General features: G+C 43.7%; 20 protein-coding genes. All 20 read right to left on the reverse strand.

From position 1 onward, the window contains the following. Positions 1–168 precede the first annotated feature (168 nt). Positions 169–1,335 (reverse strand): nucleotide sugar dehydrogenase, encoded by a 1,167-nt coding sequence (locus tag GC128_RS11335; RefSeq protein ID WP_151994385.1) that lies wholly within the window; start codon positions 1,333–1,335, stop codon positions 169–171. 43 nt (positions 1,336–1,378) lie between these two features. Next, complete coding sequence (locus GC128_RS11340) at positions 1,379–2,137, reverse strand: glycosyltransferase family 2 protein (RefSeq protein ID WP_151994386.1); 759 nt, start codon at positions 2,135–2,137, stop codon at positions 1,379–1,381. 27 nt (positions 2,138–2,164) lie between these two features. Further along, positions 2,165–2,932, reverse strand: coding sequence for a glycosyltransferase family 2 protein (locus GC128_RS11345; RefSeq protein ID WP_151994387.1), 768 nt, complete (start codon positions 2,930–2,932; stop codon positions 2,165–2,167). After that, positions 2,929–4,074, reverse strand: a complete 1,146-nt coding sequence (locus GC128_RS11350) for a hypothetical protein (RefSeq protein WP_151994388.1) — start codon at positions 4,072–4,074, stop codon at positions 2,929–2,931. The genes GC128_RS11345 and GC128_RS11350 overlap by 4 nt, the downstream gene beginning before the upstream one ends. Continuing rightward, on the reverse strand, positions 4,064–5,254 hold the full coding sequence (locus tag GC128_RS11355; protein ID WP_151994389.1) for a glycosyltransferase family 2 protein: 1,191 nt from the start codon (positions 5,252–5,254) through the stop codon (positions 4,064–4,066). The genes GC128_RS11350 and GC128_RS11355 overlap by 11 nt, the downstream gene beginning before the upstream one ends. Positions 5,255–5,328: 74 nt before the next feature. Then, a complete protein-coding gene (locus tag GC128_RS11360) occupies positions 5,329–6,342 on the reverse strand; it encodes a polysaccharide biosynthesis protein (RefSeq protein WP_151994390.1) in 1,014 nt (337 codons plus the stop codon). A gap of 76 nt (positions 6,343–6,418) precedes the next feature. After that, positions 6,419–7,774: a lipopolysaccharide biosynthesis protein gene (locus GC128_RS11365; protein WP_226812079.1), complete on the reverse strand. Its 1,356-nt coding sequence runs from the start codon at positions 7,772–7,774 to the stop codon at positions 6,419–6,421. An 11-nt stretch (positions 7,775–7,785) separates the two neighbouring features. Continuing rightward, on the reverse strand, positions 7,786–8,904 hold the full coding sequence (locus GC128_RS11370; RefSeq protein WP_151994391.1) for a DegT/DnrJ/EryC1/StrS family aminotransferase: 1,119 nt from the start codon (positions 8,902–8,904) through the stop codon (positions 7,786–7,788). A 3-nt stretch (positions 8,905–8,907) separates the two neighbouring features. Beyond that, complete coding sequence (locus tag GC128_RS11375; protein ID WP_151994392.1) at positions 8,908–10,002, reverse strand: DegT/DnrJ/EryC1/StrS family aminotransferase; 1,095 nt, start codon at positions 10,000–10,002, stop codon at positions 8,908–8,910. Position 10,003: 1 nt separating this feature from the next. Next, positions 10,004–10,804 (reverse strand): GNAT family N-acetyltransferase, encoded by an 801-nt coding sequence (locus GC128_RS11380; protein ID WP_193216245.1) that lies wholly within the window; start codon positions 10,802–10,804, stop codon positions 10,004–10,006. A gap of 361 nt (positions 10,805–11,165) precedes the next feature. Beyond that, on the reverse strand, positions 11,166–12,062 hold the full coding sequence (gene galF, locus GC128_RS11385; protein WP_151994394.1) for a UTP--glucose-1-phosphate uridylyltransferase GalF: 897 nt from the start codon (positions 12,060–12,062) through the stop codon (positions 11,166–11,168). A gap of 176 nt (positions 12,063–12,238) precedes the next feature. After that, positions 12,239–13,666: a colanic acid biosynthesis protein WcaM gene (wcaM, locus tag GC128_RS11390; protein WP_151994395.1), complete on the reverse strand. Its 1,428-nt coding sequence runs from the start codon at positions 13,664–13,666 to the stop codon at positions 12,239–12,241. A 29-nt stretch (positions 13,667–13,695) separates the two neighbouring features. Continuing rightward, on the reverse strand, positions 13,696–14,916 hold the full coding sequence (gene wcaL, locus GC128_RS11395; RefSeq protein WP_151994396.1) for a colanic acid biosynthesis glycosyltransferase WcaL: 1,221 nt from the start codon (positions 14,914–14,916) through the stop codon (positions 13,696–13,698). Beyond that, positions 14,913–16,193 (reverse strand): colanic acid biosynthesis pyruvyl transferase WcaK, encoded by a 1,281-nt coding sequence (gene wcaK / locus GC128_RS11400; protein ID WP_151994397.1) that lies wholly within the window; start codon positions 16,191–16,193, stop codon positions 14,913–14,915. Before wcaK ends, wcaL begins: the two co-directional genes overlap by 4 nt. 27 nt (positions 16,194–16,220) lie before the next feature. Further along, positions 16,221–17,699, reverse strand: coding sequence for an MOP flippase family protein (locus GC128_RS11405; protein WP_151994398.1), 1,479 nt, complete (start codon positions 17,697–17,699; stop codon positions 16,221–16,223). A gap of 11 nt (positions 17,700–17,710) precedes the next feature. Beyond that, positions 17,711–19,105: an undecaprenyl-phosphate glucose phosphotransferase gene (wcaJ, locus tag GC128_RS11410; RefSeq protein WP_151994399.1), complete on the reverse strand. Its 1,395-nt coding sequence runs from the start codon at positions 19,103–19,105 to the stop codon at positions 17,711–17,713. Between the two features lie 67 nt (positions 19,106–19,172). Further along, positions 19,173–20,543: a colanic acid biosynthesis phosphomannomutase CpsG gene (cpsG, locus tag GC128_RS11415; RefSeq protein ID WP_151994400.1), complete on the reverse strand. Its 1,371-nt coding sequence runs from the start codon at positions 20,541–20,543 to the stop codon at positions 19,173–19,175. Between the two features lie 185 nt (positions 20,544–20,728). Next, entirely contained in the window at positions 20,729–22,174 is a 1,446-nt protein-coding gene (gene cpsB / locus GC128_RS11420) for a mannose-1-phosphate guanyltransferase (protein ID WP_151994401.1), read from the reverse strand. Between the two features lie 2 nt (positions 22,175–22,176). After that, positions 22,177–23,397, reverse strand: a complete 1,221-nt coding sequence (wcaI, locus tag GC128_RS11425) for a colanic acid biosynthesis fucosyltransferase WcaI (protein ID WP_151994402.1) — start codon at positions 23,395–23,397, stop codon at positions 22,177–22,179. Beyond that, a complete protein-coding gene (locus GC128_RS11430; RefSeq protein WP_151994528.1) occupies positions 23,394–23,873 on the reverse strand; it encodes a GDP-mannose mannosyl hydrolase in 480 nt (159 codons plus the stop codon). Before GC128_RS11430 ends, wcaI begins: the two co-directional genes overlap by 4 nt. Position 23,874 lies beyond the last annotated feature (1 nt).

A 23,874-nucleotide genomic window follows, 5' to 3' on the forward strand; every position in this document is an offset into this window, starting at 1 on the left:
GTGCGCGGCTTGAAATGTGGCTTAGATGTTAACTCAGGTTTAAGTCTGGAGGATAGCGTTTGATGCTGTGCCCATCAAAAGTACATATGAGATACAAGTTCTCGTTTGCACTAAAAGTACAGTGATGTTAAAAAATCACCTCAAGAAGTTATAGTATGGAGAAACTGTTCAATCGTTTCCAAACAAATCGCGGGTATATACTTTATCCTTAACATCGTATAGCTCCTGCGCCATGCGATTTGAGATGATGACATCTGATTGATGTTTAAAACTATCAAGATCTTTAACCACTCGCGATTGGAAGAACTCTTCTTCTTCCATTGCTGGCTCGTAAATCACAACTTTAATTCCTTTAGCCTTGATACGTTTCATAATCCCCTGAATAGAGGAGGCTCGGAAATTATCAGAGCCACTTTTCATTATTAAACGAAAAATGCCAACCACTTTGGGATTGCGACTGATAATGGAGTCGGCTATAAAATCTTTGCGAGTACGGTTAGCATCAACTATTGCACCAATAAGATTATTTGGAACAGTTTCATAGTTCGCTAATAGCTGCTTAGTATCTTTTGGCAGGCAATATCCACCGTACCCAAACGAAGGATTGTTATAGTGATTACCAATACGTTGGTCAAGGCAAACACCTTCAATAATGTCTCTAGAGTTCAGACCTAAATGCTCAGCATAGCTATCTAACTCATTGAAATAGGCGACCCTCATGGCAAGGTAGGTGTTTGCAAAAAGCTTAATAGCTTCAGCTTCCGTAGAATCAGTAAATAATACGGGAATATTGTCCTTAATAGCACCTTCAATCAGTAAATTAGCGAAGCACTGTGCTCGTTCAGAGCGTTCACCAATAACAATTCGTGTCGGGTAGAGATTATCATATAATGCCTTTCCTTCGCGCAAAAACTCAGGCGAGAAGAATATATTGCGAACTCCATACTTCTCTTTAATTCCACAGGTATAGCCAACTGGCACTGTAGATTTGATAACCAAAGTCGCACTTGGGTTAATTTCTAAAACATCTTGAATAACGGACTCAACGCTAGATGTATTAAAGTAGTTTGTTTGAGGATCGTAATCTGTTGGCGTAGCTATAATGATAAAATCAGCATTACTGTATGCTTCAAATTTATTTGTTGTAGCACGAAAATTGACCGCCTCGCAACTCAAATAATCTTGTATATCCTGGTCTACAATAGGTGATATTTTATTGTTTAGTTGCTCCACTTTGCTGTGGATAATATCAAGTGCAATCACCTCATGGTTTTGAGAAATTAACAAACCATTAGAGAGCCCAACGTACCCAGTACCACTTATTGCAATTTTCATAAGCACATAAAACCTTTTATAACTTTAATACTCGAAATTAATATTACTTTCTAAATATGGCACGCCATGCATAGAATGCAAAGCACTCAAGTGCTTTTACCATTGATAAGCATTCAATTTCTCGATATATTTCCCATTGTCTCTTTGCTTTTCTTATTTTATTTCTAGAAATTGAATTAGGTAATATCCTATATTGCATCAATACTTCGTTTAGAGGGTACGCTTGACAGTTATCTTTCAACAACTTTAGCCACAGTGCGTAATCTTGTCCTGTTCGAATTAGTGGCATGGATAGATTAGGAAATCGACTTCTGCGTAACATAACTGTTGAACACCCTAAAGTAGCTTGTTTTTTAAGCATATCAAGATAACATAGAGCTCTATTATGAGTGGAGTCTATAATTTTATTAAGTGGCTCACTATGTTCATTAATTAGCTCATATGCTGTAAAGGTAAAATCAAGCTCGTTATCAAGCATTTTATGTAACTGAATTCGCAATTTTTCTTTGCACCATAGATCGTCACTATCAATAAAAGCTAGGAAATCACCCGAGGCATTATTAATAGAATTGTTCCGAGAGACTGCAGCACCACTATTCTCAAAGTTACGAAAAACCTTAATTCTCTCATCAGCAGATGATATACTTAAGAGATAATTATAAGTTTCATCACTTGAGCAATCATCTGTAATTAACCACTCCCAGTTTAGATGTGTTTGATTTTTAATCGAATTATATGTTTCTACGATATATGGTAATGAATTATATGTTGCAGTGATTATTGAAATCTTGGCACAGTCCATTGATGACCTTCCATTAATAAATTTGAATTAACCACACCAAACCCCTTTAAAAAGTAGAACCAAACCTTTAAAATAACCTTCGGGAATTTTAAATAATTTTGAGCGTCTGATGAAAAAAATCAACGCAAAAAAATAAGCCTTATTCCCGAAGATTCTTTTAAGGGTCACTCCTCGTGCAATTACGCTATTAGCTGTAGAGATAACCCCAGTGGATTCTAGTGGATGACTGGCGATAGTATGCGGTGTATAAGTTATTCCACCTCGAGCCAGAAGAACTTTAGAAAGGAAAACCGCTTCATCCCCAATAGGTAAACAGGTGCCGGCTCCCATATCCTCAGGGAACAATGGGACATTTTTATTTTTCATAGAAATCTCTATAGTCCCTACTGATAATATATTAAATCTATTTTTATTAGTGACAACTTTAGGATACTTCTTCCTTAATACGCCATGCTCATCAGTAATATTAAACAAAACAACACTACCACCATACTCTTTATGCTTACCCACTATCAAATTATAAATATCAGGATTAAGAGTAATATCATCATCACAAAAGTAGATGAGGTCTCCCTGAGACATTTTTATTAAAACATTTCGACTTCTAGTAACGCCGACTTCATGAGACCTAATGTAGGTAACATCATTTCTTTTTATAAAAGCAATATCACTATTTAATTCTATATCACCCTGATGACATATATAGTAATGCACATATTTTCTATAAGGAAGCAATATGTTATCGATATTATAAATACGCTCCCCAAAAGTAGAAATGAGAATATCAAGTTTCATTTATGTCTCGCATACAAAATTGAAAGAATTGTTAACCTTGTTAGCAATAGAGTCATTATTGCAAGCGGTCCAAAAGCATAACCACTGAACAATGAAAGAACGAATAAAAACGACAAGCTTAGGAATATATTTTTTAATGTGATCTTCAAAAAAGAAATAAAAACGATTATATACAGAATGAATCCCATGAGTCCCGTCGAAATAAAAACATTACTAATAAGGTTATTGGCTTGGGTTATATCAGGAATATTAAAATTACTAAAATAATAATTCTGAACCCAAGCTGTAATATTTCCAAAACCCTCACCACTTACGAGTAAATAATAGTGTGAATTATTTATCGCATCAACAATATAATATTTCCATAAAATCATAGAGTTAAACCTTAATAATGCACTACTTGCAGTCGTTGCGCCTTGAAATAAAAAGAATACAGAATCTATTTTACTAACAATCCAAAAATCACTACCCGAAAGAAAGAAAACCCAAATAACAATAAGAAGCAAAAGAGAAATTAAACAATATAAAACCGCCTTAAAAATATTTCTCGAATAGAAGTAACTCAAAAAATAGCCCAATCCAAAAAGCATGAACCCGGACAGTGACCATGTTAAAAGTAATCCAATTGCCAAAACCACCACAACCTTCATTTTACTCTTTGAGATAATGGCCATAAGAAGAGAAAGTGACAAAATAATGGCATAGTGCGATGGTTCAGCAAACAAAAAAGTCAATCGCATCAAGCCAAGGACTTCATTACTTCTATACTCCCAGAGAGAAATTCCAAAAGTTCGTAATATTGATATAACTATTGAAAATGGAACAGAATAAGCAATTATATTAATAATTGTATTTCGAGACTGGATCAGTGATTCATTACTTATGAGGACATACAAAGAAACTGTTAAAAGGGCCAAGACCAAAGCAGGGATTTCAAGCACACCGGAATAAGCATATGCAATAATTGTTATAAGCGTAAAAAGACAGAAAATAATGACTGTCAGTATGACCTTACGTAATTCAACCCCTCTATAAAAAACGTTAAAAATAAAAAAAGGAAGAGCGAAAAAAGATCCCCATCCGCTTACACACGAAAATAACACACCTAATAATAGTGCTTTATCACCTGAATTACCCTTCACTTATCTCACATCCATTATCCAGTATAAAAATTGGTTTTGGCAAAAAATCATTCATTAAGTTAACAGCTTGAGAAATATTCATAACATCTTCTGACATATACACATCTTGCATTTTACTGTAGCCAAATTTCGTTTTAATTTTAGGTATCAGGCTATCAAAGCGAAGCTTCCAAATTGAAACATAGTAACAAACAAACTTAAACCAAGAAAAACCCTCATAATTACTGGTTCTAATTAACTGTACTAACTCCTGAAATCTTTCAGGGAAAAACACAAAACATCTTGCATATAAATATGTATAGTTTAAACAAAAATCATCTTTGCAATGAAATTCATTTATTGAAGATGATGCACTTTGAGCCCAAATAGTTGGCCCGGACCAAAATTTTGGAATTAAACTATCCCATTTAGACGACGTATCTTTTGGGAGATGCGAGATTTCTTCAATATTACCTATATGTGTACGTTTGAGACCCATTCCAGCAGTGCTCTTAACAGAACTACCCGCAATAAACACAGGCCATTCAACACTAAAAAATGATTGCACAACCAGCCCCAAACTCACAGCATTTGCCATATCTGGACTAGGTCCCGGTAGATAGCATCCGGTACGGATTTTAACTTCATCTAAACATTTACGTTGAACTAACCCATAATAGATCCTTGGCAACCCTCCTATTATTGTAGCCCCTAAACTCAGTACTTTATTTAACTCTTTCATAGCGTCACGTCGACGAAGTACTTCAGATATACTTTTTGAGTATCTAAGTTTGCTATTATTAAATGTAGAATTATATTTACTGATTAAATCAGGCCAAGTGTAATCGGCTTTCATTGGTAATAATGCATCTATATTTTCATCAATCATTAAGGTGGATAAAAGCAAAATACAAGGTAAAACGCCATCATCATCACCAATAGCAGTTATAATTTGACCAGAACTATTGGTGATAGCCAATTCAAAATTATCAACTACAGATAGCCACTCAGACTCATAAAAATATTTTAGCCGATGGTCAGAAAGATACTCCTCGATTGCAAGATAAGTGGCATTATCGTCGCTATTATCTTGTACAACAATTTCAAAATCCTGAGAATCCCAAGACAATATTGACGAAAGAACATCCCTAAGGTATTCATGTCTATTTTTTGTTGGGATTAAGATACTTAAAGACGTCATTATTCATCCAATTTAAAATTCATTGAAACTCATACAGATAATAAATTAAATATGAGTTTCAAATATTATCAAAATTATTCCATACCTAGTTCTTTACGAACATATTTGAGAGTCAGCAATAGCTCCATCACTTGCTCAACATTTAAACGCTCAGTGTTATGAGATGTATAATCATCGAGTTCATTTAAATCAACCTGCCCAGTAGTAATGTATTTATCATAATTTAAATCACGATTATCCGCAGGTATTCTATAATAACGCCCCATATCTTCTGCTTTAACCATTTCCTCTCTGGAGACTAACGACTCATATAACTTTTCACCATGACGTGTCCCAATAATTTTGGCCTCAGTATCACTTTTACATAACTGCTTAATTGCTTCTGTGAGGTCGTTAATTGTGCATGCAGGAGCTTTCTGAACAAAAATGTCGCCCTGTTGTCCATTTTCAAAAGCATGTAAAACCAGATCTACTGAGTCTTCTAAAGACATAAGGAAACGTGTCATATGTGGATCAGTAATGGTCAATGGTTTATTATTTTTTATTTTTTCCAAAAATAAAGGAATAACTGATCCACGTGAAGCCATTACATTTCCATAGCGCGTGGCACACATAATCGTACCATTCGGTTTTTGACGTCGAGCTTTGGCAATAAGCACCTTTTCAGCCATAGCTTTGGATATACCCATTGCATTGATAGGATAAACAGCTTTGTCAGTACTTAGTAAAACAAGCCTTTTTACATTTCGATCAATGGCAGCATTTAAAACATTTTCAGTACCGTAAACATTTGTCTTAACCGCCTCCATAGGATAAAACTCGCAGGATGGTACTTGTTTCAAAGCTGCAGCATGGAACACATAATCTACACCATCCATTGCACGATAAAGAGTTTCATAATCTCTTGTATCTCCGATTACAAATTTAAGCTTAGGATTAGCAAGAGCAATACGCATATCTTCTTGCTTCTTCTCATCTCGGCTAAATACTATAATCTCTTTTACATTTGTATTCAAAAAACGTTTCAGGACGGTATTACCAAATGAACCTGTTCCACCAGTAATCATTAACACTTTATCTTTAAACATAAAAAACCCTATAATCTCTATAGTACATTACTTATAATTAAGTATATTTAAATTATAAGTTACGTTATTTATCATTCTAAAAAAACAAATAATGACTTATAATCACCCCGCACCAATAAACAACAACTGCAGGAACGAAAGCAGGTATAATATACTTCAAGATATCTTTTATGCAAAACTGCACCTTTGATAAATAAAGACATCTAATCCCGCACAATACAATCACCAAACTGTAGTATACGCAAAAAACCCATGCAATATAAGTGGAGTACCCAGTAACCCCCATAAAAAACACTGAAATAGCAAAAAGCAGTGATGATATTACTGAAAACTTAGCCTGAAACTTATAATCCTCCGCCACCGTCATCAGTACTGAGGGAATATAGCTTAATGCACCTATAACGAAAGCTGGTAATAACACCTTAGAAAACGTTAACACATCAGGTAATAGTGGATTACGTCCAAGCCACAAACTTAAAACGTTTTCTAAAAACGGATACACAAATAAAACCGGGAGCACAACCATTATATAAATGGTCAAGCAAAATAGTAAGCTGTATTTTCGGTAATTTGCATCATTCTTAGTTATATTACTAACGATAAATGGTTGATAATACTGTTTTATTGGACCAGCGATAGCCAGAATTGGTGTGGTACTAAATGTAAATGCGAGATAATATGCTGCTAAAAAACTAGCACCTTCGAATTTACTTAACACTATTTTGTCTAATTGCATAACTAGTGCTGCAGAAAATCCAAATAGTAGTAATGGGAAACCTTTTTTTACCAAAGGCAATACCCCAAAAAATATTTTTTTTATATCTAATGAAGATATTGGCCCAACCTTTAAATAGGTTGGTAAAAATACAAATATCATTGCAAATACAATTGACACAATAGTTTGTGACAAAATAAACACAAAAATATCATTTGAGATGTATTTTATAGCGACCAATGTCACAACACCTCTTAAAACGACAGAAAAGAACAGCAAACCACCACTGACTTTAAACTCTTTAAGCCCATTCAGATATGAAACTGATACATTCTGTATAAGAAGTGATAATATTAATAACAATGTTGACAGCATTGTCAATTCATCGAAATCACCCCAGCCATATACAAATGAAAGAGGAAAATAAATTACGTATGTACAACTATAAAATATTATCAATAATAATATTGCACTTAAATATTGTTCATATCCTTTACGTTGACTGACTTCACTATCTGCTGCATCCCTACCAATTATGGTGGTAGTACCAAAATCAAGAGTTAGTGCCGCACTAACTAACGATAACAATAAGGCTACTTGTCCAAAGCTTTCGGGCCCCAAAACCTTGCTGTATATTGGCATGAAAAAAAAGCCAACCATTAAGGCTCCCATTTTCCCAAAATACAGCATGCCTAAATCAAATATTTTTTTACTCATTAACGTCACAACTATTTAATTTCAGTCATAATTAAAGTGATAATTTTCTCAATTTCTTTCATAGAAAGCCACCAACCGCAAGGTATTGCAACAAGACTAGTCTCAATTTTATCAATGCCGGGTAATATTCTTTTAGAAGAATTAAAACAGCTGTAACGATCATTCCGCATGTGTAAGGAGGAAACACTCACACCATGCATTTTCATATTAGCTATAAATTCCTCTTTTCTATCTACATGAATAAAAAGAACCCATCCATTCACAATTGCTCCACTAATTGGTGAAACCACTGACCCACAACCCTTTTCAAAAGAATGGGATAAGCTATCTAGCATTCTTTTGAAATTTTCTATAGTTTGAATTGTACGCTGCTCAAAATTGCTTTTTAATTTATAATAAGCAATAGCAGCACTTATATTATTGATATTATATGAATAACCATAAGTTTCAACATCTTTGCTTTCATTAATCTCTCCATTGTTTTTTCTAAAACCCATAAAATCGACACCAAAACGCCTTCTTTTACGAGCAACAACCGCATGTTCAAACGAAGAAAATGCTATACAGCCACCATCAATTGAACCTATTTGCCTATTAGGATAGAAGGAAAAAATAGCTGCATCCCCCCAACTTCCAAGCAAGGTATTATCAAGCCTACTACCGAATGCAGAATTACAGTCTTCGATTAAATACAAAGAATTTTTTGTACAGAAGTCTTTAATTTCTCTGACATCGGCGGGATAACCAGCGACATGATAAACAAGTATAGCTTTCGTTTTTGATGTCACTAGTTTAGCTATTTCATCAACTCTAACACTGAGTGTTGTCGGATCAAGGTCAGCCCATACAGGTATAATACCTTTAGTTGCTAAAGGAGACGTTGTTGCAAGGCAGCTAAATGGCGATACAATAACTTCATCCCCCTCCACTACACCTAATACATCAAGTACTATAGACAGACCGTTAGTCATATCATTAACTGATACAGCATGTTTTCCATTTAATAAATCTGAGATTGAATTCTCAAGCAACGAGACATACTCACCATTGGCTACCATTCCAGAATCGAAAATATCACAGGTTATTTTTTTTATTTCATCATCATAATCTACATTAAATAAGTTAATCATAAATCAACCTTTCTTAATTTCGTCAACAATCGTTTCACGTATCGTTTCGCTAACCCACCATCCACATGGAATGTGCACTAGCCTTGAATAAAAGTAATCGAGATTATTCATATCAGCTGATTTAAATTTACTAAACATGGTATGATAGTGATTTGGTCGGTGTAATTTTGATGCCATTACATCAACAGATTTCAACTTCTTAATAAGATTATCTGAATCATCACTAAGCAACGTATATAACCAATAACTAGGTTCACAAAGTGAGGATGACTGAACAACTTGGACGCCAGATACATTTTCTAAATTTTCATCAAAGAATTGACCGTTATTTTTATGCTTATTAATATTATCAATAGCAAAATCAAGTTGTATATTCCCTATAGCACCAGTAAGATTATTCATGTTGTATTTATATCCTAAACTGGAAACATCCATCAATGTTCTATCAATCCCTTTTTCCATCCCAAACCATCGGATTTTTTTCGCTTCACTTAATAAAGAATGATTCTTAAATGAAAGAAATCCACCATCAACCGTAGTCATATGCTTTATAGCTTGGAATGAAAATATACCAAAATCACCAATAGTACCAACCGGTTGGTTATCATATTTTGCCCCAAGAGCATGGGCGCAATCTTCTATAACACTAATATCACTATTAATCGCTTTAATTTTTTCCATCAACTCTTTCATTTCGACCAAATAACCAGCATAGTGCACAACGACAATAGCTTTGGTTTTGGATGAAACCATTGAAATAATAGATTGAGGATCAAGACAACCAGTTATTGGATGAACATCCGCAAATACAGGAATACCTCCAGTTTGTACTATAGTGGTATTTGTTGGCTCTGCAGTCATACTAGTTGTTATTACTTCATCTCCCGCTTTTACTCCTGCAAGTATTAGCGCTGTATGAAGTGCAGCCGTACCGCTACTCATGGCGACTCCTGTAGGAACATCGAATATTTCACGAAATTTATTTTCGAACGTGTAAACATGCTCCCCTTCACCGATCATACCACTATAAAGAACATCTTCTATTTCTTTCATCAAAATATCTTTTGGCGGCATGAATACTTTTACGATTGGAGTCATTTCATATCCTCTCATTTAGTTTAAAGTCTACAGAATTATAATTTTCTTCTGTATTATCGTTTGCGAATATCTTGATCATTCTTATATTTTGATCTTTACTTTTTATTTCCAAAAGCGCTCTTAAGCTATAAAAAAAAGACAGTTGGTCAATAGTTGTATTTATATAAAACCCATTAGGTGAAAGTTTGTCCATTACACTACACATGTCATTTATTGCACATTCATAGTCAATAACATAAAACTCTTTTTCGCTGGCGCAATATACTATATAGCTATTATCCCATTCTAATCTTTCTTGATATATTGCAAATGGTGGTAGAGATTTATCATTTAATGTATAATGCTTGATTTCTATTTTTTTTTCAGCATTATTTATGATGATATTTTTTTTTCTAATATAGATGAGAACATTATGATCTATTAATTTATAACCATGTTTTTTGTACAGATGATGCTGCCCCGACCATAATATTGCTAACTGTATATTTTCACATTGCATTAACTCATCAGCTTTATTCATGAGCAAACTGAAATATCCAAGACCGCGATAATCTTCATCTATACATACCAATCCTATAATTGCTGTTCGAATATTATTTTTTATTTCTATCTTTAGTGTCATCCCACCAATAAGTTTAATTCCGCTATGTATTTCAATTGTATAAAAAAATGCATCTGCATTGAAAAACCAAGGGAAATGTAGTTCAAATTTAATCCCTCGTTTTTTCTGGGTGAAAAATGTTTTCCAGCATAATTCTTTATATTCACTGGATAGTTGTTTACGTATCTCTATTCGACTCACGGCCCCTCCGATGAATGAAAAAAGTGTGCACAGGATTCTTTTAAATAGCCATGCTACCGCCCCAGGCTTAACAGCTACCAGTGGACTGAAATCTCAAACACTTGCCAATCTCTCAGGCTCGCATTTGGCTAAATTTTGAGAAACATTCGAATGAACAAGTAGTTAGTTAGAGTAACTATTTAGATAACAAGCATTTTCTAGTTCATTCAGAAATGCAGATGACAATTATTTTATTCACACTTTGTAACACGCAACTCAAAAAAAACGGCAACCAGTCTCAATGAGGTTTCAACTAAGAAATCTCACCGCCACATTGATCGCCGTTCTGCATCAAATGCTCACCACCATTGTTCTAAAACGCTTAGCGCGCCAGCAGCTTCTGAATGCTGTCCCTGAACTTCTGACCTTCTTTATGGTTACGCAGACCGTATTGTACAAATGCCTGCATATAGCCCATTTTCTTACCGCAGTCATAACTTTCGCCAGTCATCAATGCAACTTCTACCGCTTGCTTTTTATTAAGTGCAGCGATGGCATCGGTAAGCTGAATACGTCCCCAGGCACCCGGCTCGGTTTTCTCGAGTTCAGCCCAGATATCAGCTGACAGAACATAGCGCCCTACCGCGGCCAGATCGGAATCCAGTGTTTGTGGTTCATCCGGTTTTTCCACAAACTCGACAATGCGGCCAATCTGCCCATCATTATCTAGTGGTTCTTCCGTTGTGATAACTGAGTACTCAGACAAATCAACGTTAGGCATGTGTTTTGCCAGAACCTGGCTGCGCCCTGTCTCTCTGAAACGCTCAACAATCGCCGCTAAATTATAACGCAGTGGGTCAGCACTTGCGCCATCAAGGATAACGTCAGGCAATACCACAACAAATGGGTTGTCACCAACAATCGGACGGGCGCACAAAATGGAGTGACCAAGGCCTAGCGGTTGAGCTTGACGTACGTTCATAATCGTCACGCCCGGAGGGCAGATTGACTGAACCTCAGCGAGCAACTGGCGCTTAACACGCTGCTCAAGCAGAGCTTCAAGTTCATAAGATGTGTCGAAGTGGTTTTCAACAGCATTCTTGGATGAATGCGTTACCAGCACGATTTCCTTGATACCAGCAGCTACAATCTCATCGACGATATATTGGATCATCGGCTTATCGACGATCGGTAACATCTCTTTTGGGATAGCTTTTGTTGCGGGCAACATATGCATGCCCAAGCCTGCTACCGGAATAACTGCTTTCAAATTAATCATATTCAAGCCCACCTCAAAATGGTTGGGGGATTATAGTCTTTTCGTGCGCTGATGCCAGCATGAATTGATCCCCAGAATTAGTACTTCATCTTAACGTTCTCAATAAAGTACGCAAAACCAAAACCTTGATTTATACATTGCAAAAGGTCGGAAAACTCGCAATGTGATTTGACAATCTACTTAGCCGCTATAGGCAGCACAAAATTCAACCCGCTTGTGTTCACATGCTGATGGTCAACCCGGTCGATGTCCACCGAACTCTGCCCCTTCTCATTCACGGCACGCACATTCGCAAGTGAAAGCAGCGTATCCCCCTTAGCCATAAAGCGGCCTCGCACGTCTTTGCGCAGGTCGAAGTTAAGCTTCAGCGCAGGTCCAGTGGCAGCGTACTGCATGACGTCAACGTTGCGTAGAAACAAGTGCTGCGGTTTATTATGCAGCTCAAGCGTTGCGCGCTTTAGCGCCACATTGGTGATGGCAACGAACGACGTAGCGTTACCCGAAGAAATCTGTATTCCACGGCTTTTATACTGCATATGCGTATTATCAAGCACTATATCGTTTAGTTTAAAATTTTGCGGAATAGATAAATACTTTCCCTTGATCACACCATAACCAATAAGAAATCCCGCACTCTCTTTCATCTCGATATTATCAATCACGAAATTATCACAGCCATAAATTGCTATTGTAGCGTTATCAATTCCCGCTTTCTGGCTGAAAGTATGATTAATGTTGCGGGCCTTAATATTACGAATAACAAAGTGTTTACCATTTTCAACATGTATTAACTGCCTACAGTTACTACCTGTGATATTTGCCACCACAAAATTCTTCACCGCCTGGTCTTCAGGGTACTCGTTGTCGTAAGTACTACCCGCAAGCCCAATCCCAATGCCCCAGTTGATCTTTCCATTGGTGCAATCAATGTTTTCAATCACATGGTCTGAGATAAGAAGGTTTTGGTCGTTGATAGCCACATTCCATTCGATAGCATCCCCTTGCAGGCGGCTAAAATGCCCGTTGGTGATCTTCACGTTCTCCATACGATTATGGAAACCCTGGCGCAAAATCGCGTAGTTCGCATCGTGCACAGTAATCTGGTCAATCACCAGGTTGCGCATGGTGCGCTGCTCTTTTCCACCAATGTAGATCTGCGTGACCGGCACAAAACCGCTCATATCAATGCCTTTGATAGTGCAGTCAGAACCACGCACATCGAGGGTGATATTATTAAACCGCCCCTCCTTGTCTCCCAATACCTGGCAGCCATCCTGCAGTACAAAACGCCCTTTGCCATTACCCTTTAAGCCGCCAGCGACGTGCAAGGTTTTGCCTTCAGGCATAAAAATGGTGGTATTGATGTTGTCGCAGACCAAATCGGCCGGAACGGTCACGATATCAGCGGCTGAGAATGCTTGTTTGAAGGCGGCAATCCAGTCACCGCTATAGAATTTTTGCACGTTGACCTCGCTTTTGAGGCCTGTGGCAAACACGCTGCGAGGTAAAATGAATGGCACCGCAGCCAGTACTGAACTGGCTTTAAGTAATTTGCGGCGGGAGGAGGAAAACGAAGGGTGAGTCGATTCAAATCTTTTGCGCATACATCCTCGTGAAGTTTCACTCGGTGGGTTTACAGCGTTTGTAGCTGACGGGCTAATTCTCGGTAGATAACTTTCTGGTTAAATTCAGTTTCAACTTTCGCTCGCGCCAGGTTAAGCATGGGATTCAGTTCGCTTTCATCGATATTCCCGAAAGCCTGTAAGCAATCTGCGAGGGCTGGCGCATCTTTTTCTGGCACCAGCCAACCGGAACGACCCGCGTCTATGAGTTCAGGAATACCGCTATGTACGGTGGAAATAACCGGAATACCCACCGCCATCGCCTCCATTAGCGCCACCGGAATACCTTCCATATCGCCATCTTCACCGGTTATCGACGGCAGTAAGAACACATCAGCTTCATCGAGCATCGCTTTCACTTCATGGTTCGGCTTAAAGCCCGGCATAAATACCACGCCATCAAGCTGATTTTGTTCGATAAGCGTACGCAGGCGCGTTTCCCACGGGCCAATACCGAGGATGTTGTAACGGAACTTCACGCCGCGTTCTTTGAGCAGCAGGCAGGCTTCAATTGCAACATGCAGACCTTTCTTCTCGGTCAATCGTGCTACCGAAATAATCTCCAGTGTTTTGGCCGGAGCTTTCACGCTACGCTGCGAAAACCGCTCCATATCCACACCCATACGCGAAACGGTAATCTTGTTGGCCGGGCAGCCCATTTTTTGCAAACGCCCCGCCCATAAATTGCTTATCGGCAGCATCAAATCACCACGCGTAAAGAGTTTCTGATATTCCGGTGTGTAGTGCGCAAGTGCCTCGCGCCCTGAAATATCAATGCCGTGGAACACCGTGGCAATTTTGCCTTTAATCAGCCCCAGTTCGCGCAGTTTGGCCGCCGTCACACCCGCCGGGCCGAAGTGGGCGATAAATACATCTGCCTTTACGGTTTGCGGGTTACGGCCACAAATAGAGGAGAGGATCAGATTGCGCGCCTCCTCGCCATAGCGTTTGGAATTTAGCGCGCGCCAGGTCTGCGGGCGAAGTGCGCCACGCAGAGTATTCAGGGCACGGGATTGCAGTTTTGCTGCCTTCCCCGAAGGCTCGTCCATCAGCCAGGTGGTTTTCGCCGCCAGATCGTACTCTTTGAATGCCGAGTGCGTGTTGGTCAAATCCCCCTTCTGGATGGCGACAATTTCCACCTCATAACCCATATCGATAAATGCGGTTATCTGGTTGAGCACAAAGGTTTCCGATGCCACAGGGAATTTCAGCAGGAAGAAGCCAACTTTCATTTTTCCCCCTTAACACGCTTGACTACCGATTCCACCATACGCAGGCCATCTTCACGTTCTGCGCGCACCGCATGAGCCAGGCGTTCTTTGATTGCTGGTAATTGCCCCAGCACATCCGCCACCACGCTCTGTAGCGAGCCATTCAGCAACTGGCGGATTTCAATCGCCATTTCCGGCATGCCGAGCTGCTTCATGATGCCTGCGGATTTGTGTTCATAGTTGATGGCAATCGCAGGTGTGCCGAAGTTCATGGAGATGATGGCAGAATGCAGGCGCGTGCCAACCGTCAGTTCGCATTCGCCGAGAATCTTGCCCATCTCCAGATCGTTAAGCTCATCCATAACCACATGGTATTGCTCAGGGTCATTCACATACTGGCGCAGGTTGAGCGCCACCATGCGGTCGTCTTTGTTGTAGCTGTCGATACCGGTACAAGTCGACAACGCCAGCACCTGGTAACCTTGCTCAATGACACGATTCACGACTGAGGCGAATGCTTGTTCATAGGCCTGCTGCGTGGTGCCGAGGCGTTTGTCGAAAGGTGCCAGTTCACGCAGCGTAATAGCGACCGTCTTCTTGCGCTTGATGGTGTGCAGCCAATGCTGCACCGCATAGCTCGGCACAAAGCTGTCATTGTGATGATCGACAAGCCAGGCGGTATCGACGCCCTGCTCCACTTTGCTGCTATCAATATTGCTTTGCTTCATCAAATCAAGGCTGACGGACTCACGCAAAATCAGCGACTCGGCATTACCGAAAACATAACTCGCCAGGTGGTTAAACTGCGGGTCCTGGAACGGCCCAACGCTGTGGCCAATCATGTACACCGGCTTTTTGGCCATAAAGCTACACAGCGCATGCTCAAACTGAGAAACGCCGTATAAATCGACAAAGAAAGAGCCGCCGACCTGAATAATCGCGTCATATTTTTGCAGCGATTTCACAAAATCAATAAAGCCCTGTGGGATGGAGATATTGCGCAGGCGCCCGTTGTCAGTGGCTTTCGCCAGCAAAACCTGGTGTTGATATTTGCGACGCAGCACTTTCTTTACCCGCCCCATCAGCCCAACCGCGTTGTTGTGCTGCTTCATCTGCTTATACAAGCCGTCACCCATAACCGGGCGGCCCAGCAACCAGGCGGAACTCACCGGATAACGGCTCATCACATCAACCTGCACGGTGTCATCAATGGTGGTAATCGCATCGATCAGTCCGCGCAAAATGGCGCTGTCACCACGGTTGCCGCAAGTGTGGTTGCCAAGAATCAATAATTTCATATAAATCAGACCTCTTATTAAGGGGTTTTAGCTTGCGCGAAGCAGTGTTTTTAAACGGTCGTTACGGCAGAACTGGCGCTTCATCTCAACCACAAGCGCATTGCGGGAAAGCACCAGCATGACGATAAAGGCCAATGCGCCTGCCACAATTTGTACGCCCACCAGCAAGCCGAGCGCGAGATGCCCTTTCAGGGCAATTCCCAGCGCACTACTCACCACAATGGTTGGAATCGAAAGGTAAAACGGTAGCCAGATGCTCTGAATGTACTGGCGATAACTGGACCCCAGCACCGGTTTAATCATGATGAAATAGCTCAGAACGGTGTTCACCACCTGCACGAACAGGAAGCCGAGCGTCACGCCCAGTGCGCCAGCAAGATGGCTGCCGACAATAATCGCCGGGATAAACAGGCAGGTTTTGAAAACGTTGAACTTAAAGCTGATATCCACTCGCGCTTTTGCCATCAGTAATGACCCAATCGGGTTACCGATGGAGCGCAGTAGCCCCACCACGCACAGCAATTGCAGAATTGGGGTAATAAACTGCCACTTTTCACCAAATACCAGTGGCACAAAATTGTTCGATACCACCAGCAGACCGAGCAGCGCGGGGAAGTTGATAATTCCGACAATCGACAGCAACTTGTAGAAATTGAGGCGTAACTTGTCGGTATCGTCCTGAATCTTGGCAAATGCCGGGAACAGCACGCGGGTGATAATCGGGTTCAGCTTCATGGGCGGCACCACCGCCACGTTATAAGCGAGGTTGTATCCCCCGGCGATGCTCGCCCCCAGAATACGCGCCAGCACCAGCGTTGAAAGGTTGGTATTCACGTAATTGATAATGCTGTCTGCAGTCAGCCACGCGCCAAACTTGAGGTTCGAGCCAACGGACTTGAGTGAAAAATGCAGGCCGGGGCGGTAAATCTTGCGGCCGAAGAAGCCAAACAGAGAGGTACGCACCACGGTGTTGACCAGGTAGCCGACGATGGCGGTCATGGCGAACGGGTAATACATCGCCGCACCCACGGTGACGGTAAAGCCCGCCATCACGGAGACTGTTTCAATTGAGCCAATTTTTGAAAACTCGAGTTCCTTTTGCATGAGTGCGCGGAACTGCTGGCCGTGGGGAATGACAATAAAAGCAAATGACAGCGTTTTAATCAGTGGCCCGAGCTTCGGTGCATGCAGCACCGAGGCAATCACATCGCTGAGCAAAAACACCAGCGCAAACACCACTAATCCCAGGCCGACGTTCAACCAGTACAACGTGGTGAGTTCAAGATGGCTGATCTCTTTGCGCTGGATAATCGAGTTGGCAATACCAAAATCCGACAGCGTATCGGCCAGCGCGATAATCACCAGCGAGATGGTCAGCAGGCCAAACTCATGGTTGTCGACAATGCGTGCCAGCACCGTCATTTGCACCAGGCCCAGGCTAATAATAATCACCGTAGCGATGGCGGACCATTTCGCGCCGCTGATGGTTTTTTCTCTCAGGCTCATTAAAGACTCACTTAATACGCAGCTTTATTAACAAAGCCTTTGAAGATGGTCAGAAAGACGATTTTGATGTCAAACCACAGGCTCCATTCGCGGATATATTCCAGGTCAAACTCAACACGCTTTTCCATTTTTTCCAGCGTGTCAGTTTCGCCGCGCCAGCCGTTGATTTGTGCCCAGCCGGTAATGCCGGGTTTCACTTTGTGGCGCAGCATGTAGCCTTCAATCAGCAAGCGATATTGTTCGTTATGCGCAACCGCATGGGGGCGAGGACCGACAATCGACATTTCTCCCATCAGCACATTAATAAACTGCGGCAGTTCATCCAGCGACGTGCGGCGCAGGAAATTCCCCACCGGCGTAATACGCTTGTCGCCTTTGGTGGCCTGAGTCACGACGGCATCGTTTTCCATCACTTTCATGGAGCGGAATTTCCATACTTTGATTGGCTTTCCATCCATGCCGTAACGCGTCTGGCGGAAGATAACCGGGCCCGGCGAGGTCAGTTTTACCGCAGCACTAATGCACAGCAGTACCGGGGAAATAAACAGCAAGATCATCGCTGACAACACGATATCTTCGAGGCGTTTCAGAATCCGGTTAATGCCGTTTAGTGGGGTAGCAAACAGCGGTACAACCGGCACACCGTTAACTTCTTCAGTGCGGGAGTTAAGAATATTGAAGGTGAAGACATCGGGGATTAGCATCACCGAACAGGTGGTGTCCGTGAGTTCGCGGACCAGAGTTTTAATCTGCACTTCTTCACTCATCGCCATGGCGATATAGATATTGTCGATTTGCCCTGCACGCGCTTGTTCAACCAGGTCGGAAAATGAGCCGGCATAATCACCGTGTGGGGATTCAGGCTGCTGATCGTCATAAACCCCGGTGACATCAAAGCCTAACCACGGTTCGTTACGGAAACTTTCGGCAAGCGTGTAACCCACCGGCAGTGAACCCGCGATAGCAATACGACGAGTGTTATAGCCCATATTGCGCAACCAACCGGCACCGAAGCGAATAAACGAACGGCACATCACCATGCCAAAACTGGTCAACACATACCAGGCCAGATACACCCAGAAAGAGCCATCAAAGTCAGGGTTAAACGCCAGTAATCCGGCACTAAAAATCAGACTTAGCGTCCAGTTTTGCAACAGCAGCATCAGTTCGCTGGAAATTCTCACTCCACGCCAGGATCGATAAAAATCGGTCATTCCACCAATCATCTGGAAGACCACGAGGGCGAGTAACGCCATCAGCAAATGCATATACAAAAACGGTAACGCGTTAACCTGACACACCACCCATAACCCAACAAACATAATGGTTATGTCAGAAAAACGTTGCACCATAGAGATTAACGATGCGTTCGTTTTTGGCAGCTCGCGCTTTTTTAGGTTTGTCATCGTTTTACCTTTATTAAAAGGGTGACGGATCCCCTTTCCTGCCTCAGGAGATTTCCGTCCCCACAGATCACTGATTCAACAGTTCCATAATTTCCTGCGTTCGCGCCTGCATCAGCTGCTCGTTGCTACGCGACTCCACATTCAGGCGCACCACCGGCTCGGTATTTGAGCTGCGCAGGTTAAAGCGCCAGTCGGCAAACGCCATGCTCACGCCGTCGGTGTGGTCCACTTCCTCAGCGTGTGGCGCAAAGTGCTGCTGCACACGCGCAATCGCGACTTTCGGGTCCGCCAGCTTGCTGTTGATTTCCCCGCTCGCCGGCCACGCCGCCATACGGTCGTGCACCAGTTCACCCAGGGTTTTACCTTTCAGGCACAGCAGTTCCGTCACCAGCAGCCACGGGATCATCCCGCTGTCGCAGTAAGCAAAATCACGGAAATAGTGGTGGGCGCTCATTTCGCCGCCGTAAATGGCGTCTTCCTGGCGCATACGCTCTTTGATAAATGCATGGCCGGTTTTCGACATCACCGGCGTGCCACCTGCGCGCTCCACGATATCCACCGTGTTCCACAACAGACGCGGGTCGTGAATAATCTTCGCCCCTGGTTGTTTTTCGAGGAAAGCCGCCGCCAGCAGACCAACGATGTAATAGCCCTCGATGAACAGCCCTTTCTCGTCAAACAGGAAGCAGCGGTCAAAATCGCCGTCAAAGGCGATGCCCATATCCGCGCCGTGTTCAATCACCGCGTTGCGGGTGTCGTCGCGGCACTCCGGCAGCAGCGGGTTCGGGATACCGTTCGGGAAATTGCCGTCAGGCTGGTTGTGCACTTTGATAAATGTCAACGGGACATTGAGTGCCTTAAAGCGGGCTTCGATAGCGTCCACAATCGGGCCTGCCGCACCGTTACCGGAGTTAATCACCAGCTTCAGGGGTTTGATATTTGCCACGTTGATGTACGAGAACAGGTGGTCGATGTACGCCTCAACCACCGATATTTTCTGGTAGCTACCGCGTTTTTTCGCGTCGACCGGCGGGAAGTCGTTGGCTTCTGCCAGGCGCTGCACATCACGCAGGCCAGTGTCGCCGCTAATCGGGCGAGCCCCTTCGCGCACCAGTTTCATACCGTTGTAGTCCATCGGGTTATGGCTGGCGGTCACTTCAATGCCGCCGTCCACATCCAGATGCCAGGTGGCAAAATAGATTTCTTCGGTACCGGACAGGCCGATATCCAGCACGTCCACACCCGCATCCTGCAACCCTTTTGCCAGCGCCAGCTTGAGCGCTTCGCTGGTCAGGCGCACATCGCCGCCAAGTACGATGGTTTTCGGTTTCAGGTACTCGCCATAAGCGCGGCCAATACGTTCAGCGATCTCTTCGTTCAACTCTTCGCCCAGCTTGCCGCGAATGTCATAGGCTTTAAAACAGGTCAATTCAGTCATGTTTTACCTCTTTTCAGGCAACAGTCAGCCCTCTCCAGTACGGAGATAACTTTTTCTAAAATGTATAACCATTAGATTTCGCGTTGCAGGAAGGCGGCAACTGCGTGCATCGCCGGGAGCTTAGTTAACTAAGTGACCGGTGTGCGCAAAGGAAGCCAACGCATCTGCAGCGTGAAATATGATGGTTAGATGCGTCCGTAGCGATCCTCGAAGCGCACAATGTCGTCTTCTTCGAGGTAAGTGCCGGAACGCACTTCAATCAGGTCGAGCGGGATCTTTCCGGGGTTTTCCAGGCAGTGGGTGACGCCCAGGGGAATGTAGATGGACTCGTTTTCGCCGAGCAGTTTCACTTCTTCACCCAACGTCACTTTTGCGGTGCCCGCTACCACAATCCAGTGTTCGGCGCGGTGATGGTGCATCTGCAAAGACAGACCCTCGCCAGGTTTCACGGTGATGCGTTTCACCTGGTAGCGTTCGCCTTCGTCGATGGAGTCGTACTTGCCCCACGGGCGATACACTTCGCGGTGGTTGTGGTGTTCGTGGCGGCCATCGAATTTGATCTGCTCAACCACTTTCTTCACGCTTTGCACGTGGTCGCGGTCGGCAATCAGCACCGCATCTTTGGTCTGCACAACAATCAGATCTTTCACGCCAACGGTGGTGACCAGGCCAGATTCAGCATAGATGTAACTGTTCTCGGTAGAGTGGCTGATCACATCGCCGTGATGCACATTGCCCTGCTGGTTTTTGGTGCTGATTTCCCAAAGAGAAGACCATGAACCGACGTCGCTCCAGCCCGCATCCATCGGCACAACTACCGCATCAGCAGTTTTTTCCATCACCGCGTAGTCAATAGACTCGTCAGGACATGCCAGGAATGCAGCTTCATCAACGCGCACAAAATCGAGATCCGGGTCGATGTTCGCCATCGCCTTTTCGCAGGCGCTGAGAATATCCGGGCGGAATTTTTTTAACTCTTCGAGGTAGCGCCCGGCGCGGAACAGGAACATACCGCTGTTCCAGTAGTATTCGCCACTGGCGACGTATGCCTGCGCGGTGGCGATATCCGGTTTTTCGACAAACTGCGCCACACCAAACGCAATCGCATCCACATCAGTTGCATTCGGGTTTATCACTTCGCCACGGCGAATGTAGCCGTAGCCGGTTTCAGGCAAGTCAGGAACGATGCCAAAGGTGACCAGTTTCCCGGCTTCGGCATACGGCAGCGCATTACGTACTGCGTTTCGGAATGCATCTTCGTCCTGGATAACGTGGTCGGCGGCGAGGATCAGCATCAGCGGATCGGTATCCGACTGGTTGCGAATCGCGGCCAATGCCGCCAGCGCGATCGCCGGTGCGGTATTGCGCCCGGCAGGCTCCAGCACAATATTTTCCGTCAGCTTGTTCAGCTCACGCAGTTGTTCGGCAACGATAAAACGGTGTTCTTCATTGCAAATTACCACCGGGCTTTCGCACTCGACGCCGTTTAAACGGCTAACGGTAGTTTGCAGCATCGTCAGTTCGCCTTTCAGGCACAGGAACTGTTTCGGGTAAAGCACGCGGGACAACGGCCACAAGCGGCTACCGTTTCCTCCAGCCATGATGACCGGATAGAGTCTGGAATTAGTCATAATTAACCCTGAATGTCCGCAATAAATTGATTCAACACGCTGTTTTTCTCGAGCGTGCGCTCGGCATATTCACATGCCACGATGTTATGTTCCGGCAGTTGCAGGCAGCGCTGAATGCCATCAGCCAGAGCATCAACCGACTCCGGCTCAACACACACCGCGATACCGGAAAATGCGTCGCAAAGCTGGCCTAGCTCGGTGTTCGCTTCTGCGGTAATCACCGCATTGCCGCCCACCGCAAGAATGTTGGTCAGTTTTGATGGCAAAACGGCATCAGCCGCCCCACGGCGCTGAATCACCAAATGGCAATCAGCAAGCTTAAGCAACGCTGGCAGCACGTCGTAAGGCTGTAACGGATGGAACACCACGTTGTGCAGCCCTTTGTCCTGCGCCAGTTTTTGCAGCCGAGCTTTGCCGCCGCCCTGGCCGACAATCACGAATACATACGGTTGGAGGGCAAAACGCTCCGCCACCTCAATTACCGTTTCCAGCCCCTGTTTTTCGCCGATATTGCCGGAATAGAGGATGATTTTTTTATCAGCAGGCAATTGCAGGCGGTCACGAACCGCAAGGATTTCTTCACGGGAAATACCGCGAAAACGCTCCACTTCCGACCAGTTCGGGAAGAAGATCACTTTCTTCGGATCCACACCCTTTTCAGCCGCTTTGTTCATCATCGAACGCGAAATGGTCGAAACGTTGTCAACGTTATGCAGGCCACTTTGTTCAAAACGGCTGGCCAGGCGGGCCACTTTTCCCTGTTTTTTGCCCGCCATTCCGAGGCCGAGCATGGCGTCGACTTCATAATCTTGAATGTGAAGCAACGTGCGCGCGCCGCTCAATTTTGCGAGCAGGCGCATACCCGGCACGCAAAATAGCGTCGGCACCACACCGATAATGCGGTCCGGCTTCCAGCGGCGTTGCGCCAGCAGCGGGAATAAAGAACTCAGTGCAAAGCTGCCCAAATGAATCAGGCGCTTTATCGTTGAGGGCTGCTTTGGTACATACAGCGGGCAACGCCAGACAGTGGCGGCCCCCACTTCCTTCTTGTACTTCCAGGCGGAATAATCGGGATGCACTTCCCAAACCGGATAGTAAGGTGGTGCGGTAATAACACGCACCTCATGGCCCTGGCGCGTCATCCATTCAACCATCTCGCCGGTATATTTGCCGATGCCTGTGAGTTCAGGAGAATAGTTAATGCCGTACACTAAAATTTTCACAGGCCGGGTGCCTCCGCGCGTTTCTCATCGAGGAAATAAGCGCGGCTGTTGTCGTGCACATCGTCGCGGACCAACAATTCTTCAGGCGTTAACCACTGATAATCACTATGCTGCGCGTCCGGCAGTTGCAGCGCATCAGCATCGACGCGCAGGCGGAATCCCAGCACGATGTAGTGCGTGGAAAATTCAGGACCTGAGAAATTGTCGTCATAGAAGTGCTGCCACACGCCGTAGAACTCACCGTCCTGCAATGTGAACGCCGTGCCTAATTCAGCTTCGGTTAAGCGTGCAAAAGCCCGCTCCAGCGTTTCGCCCTTCTGTACCCGGCCTCCCGGCACGAACCAAAAGTTCTGCGCCGGGCGCTGAGTACGCTGCCCCAACAGGAACTCTCCTGCCTGATTTTCAACGATCAGATCGATTGAGATCAGCGGTGTGGAGCGGACAACGGTTGAGAAGTCTTCAGCACTCAGAAACATA

It is taken from the genome of Buttiauxella massiliensis, assembly GCF_902500225.1.
Classification (GTDB): Bacteria; Pseudomonadota; Gammaproteobacteria; order Enterobacterales; family Enterobacteriaceae; genus Buttiauxella; species Buttiauxella massiliensis.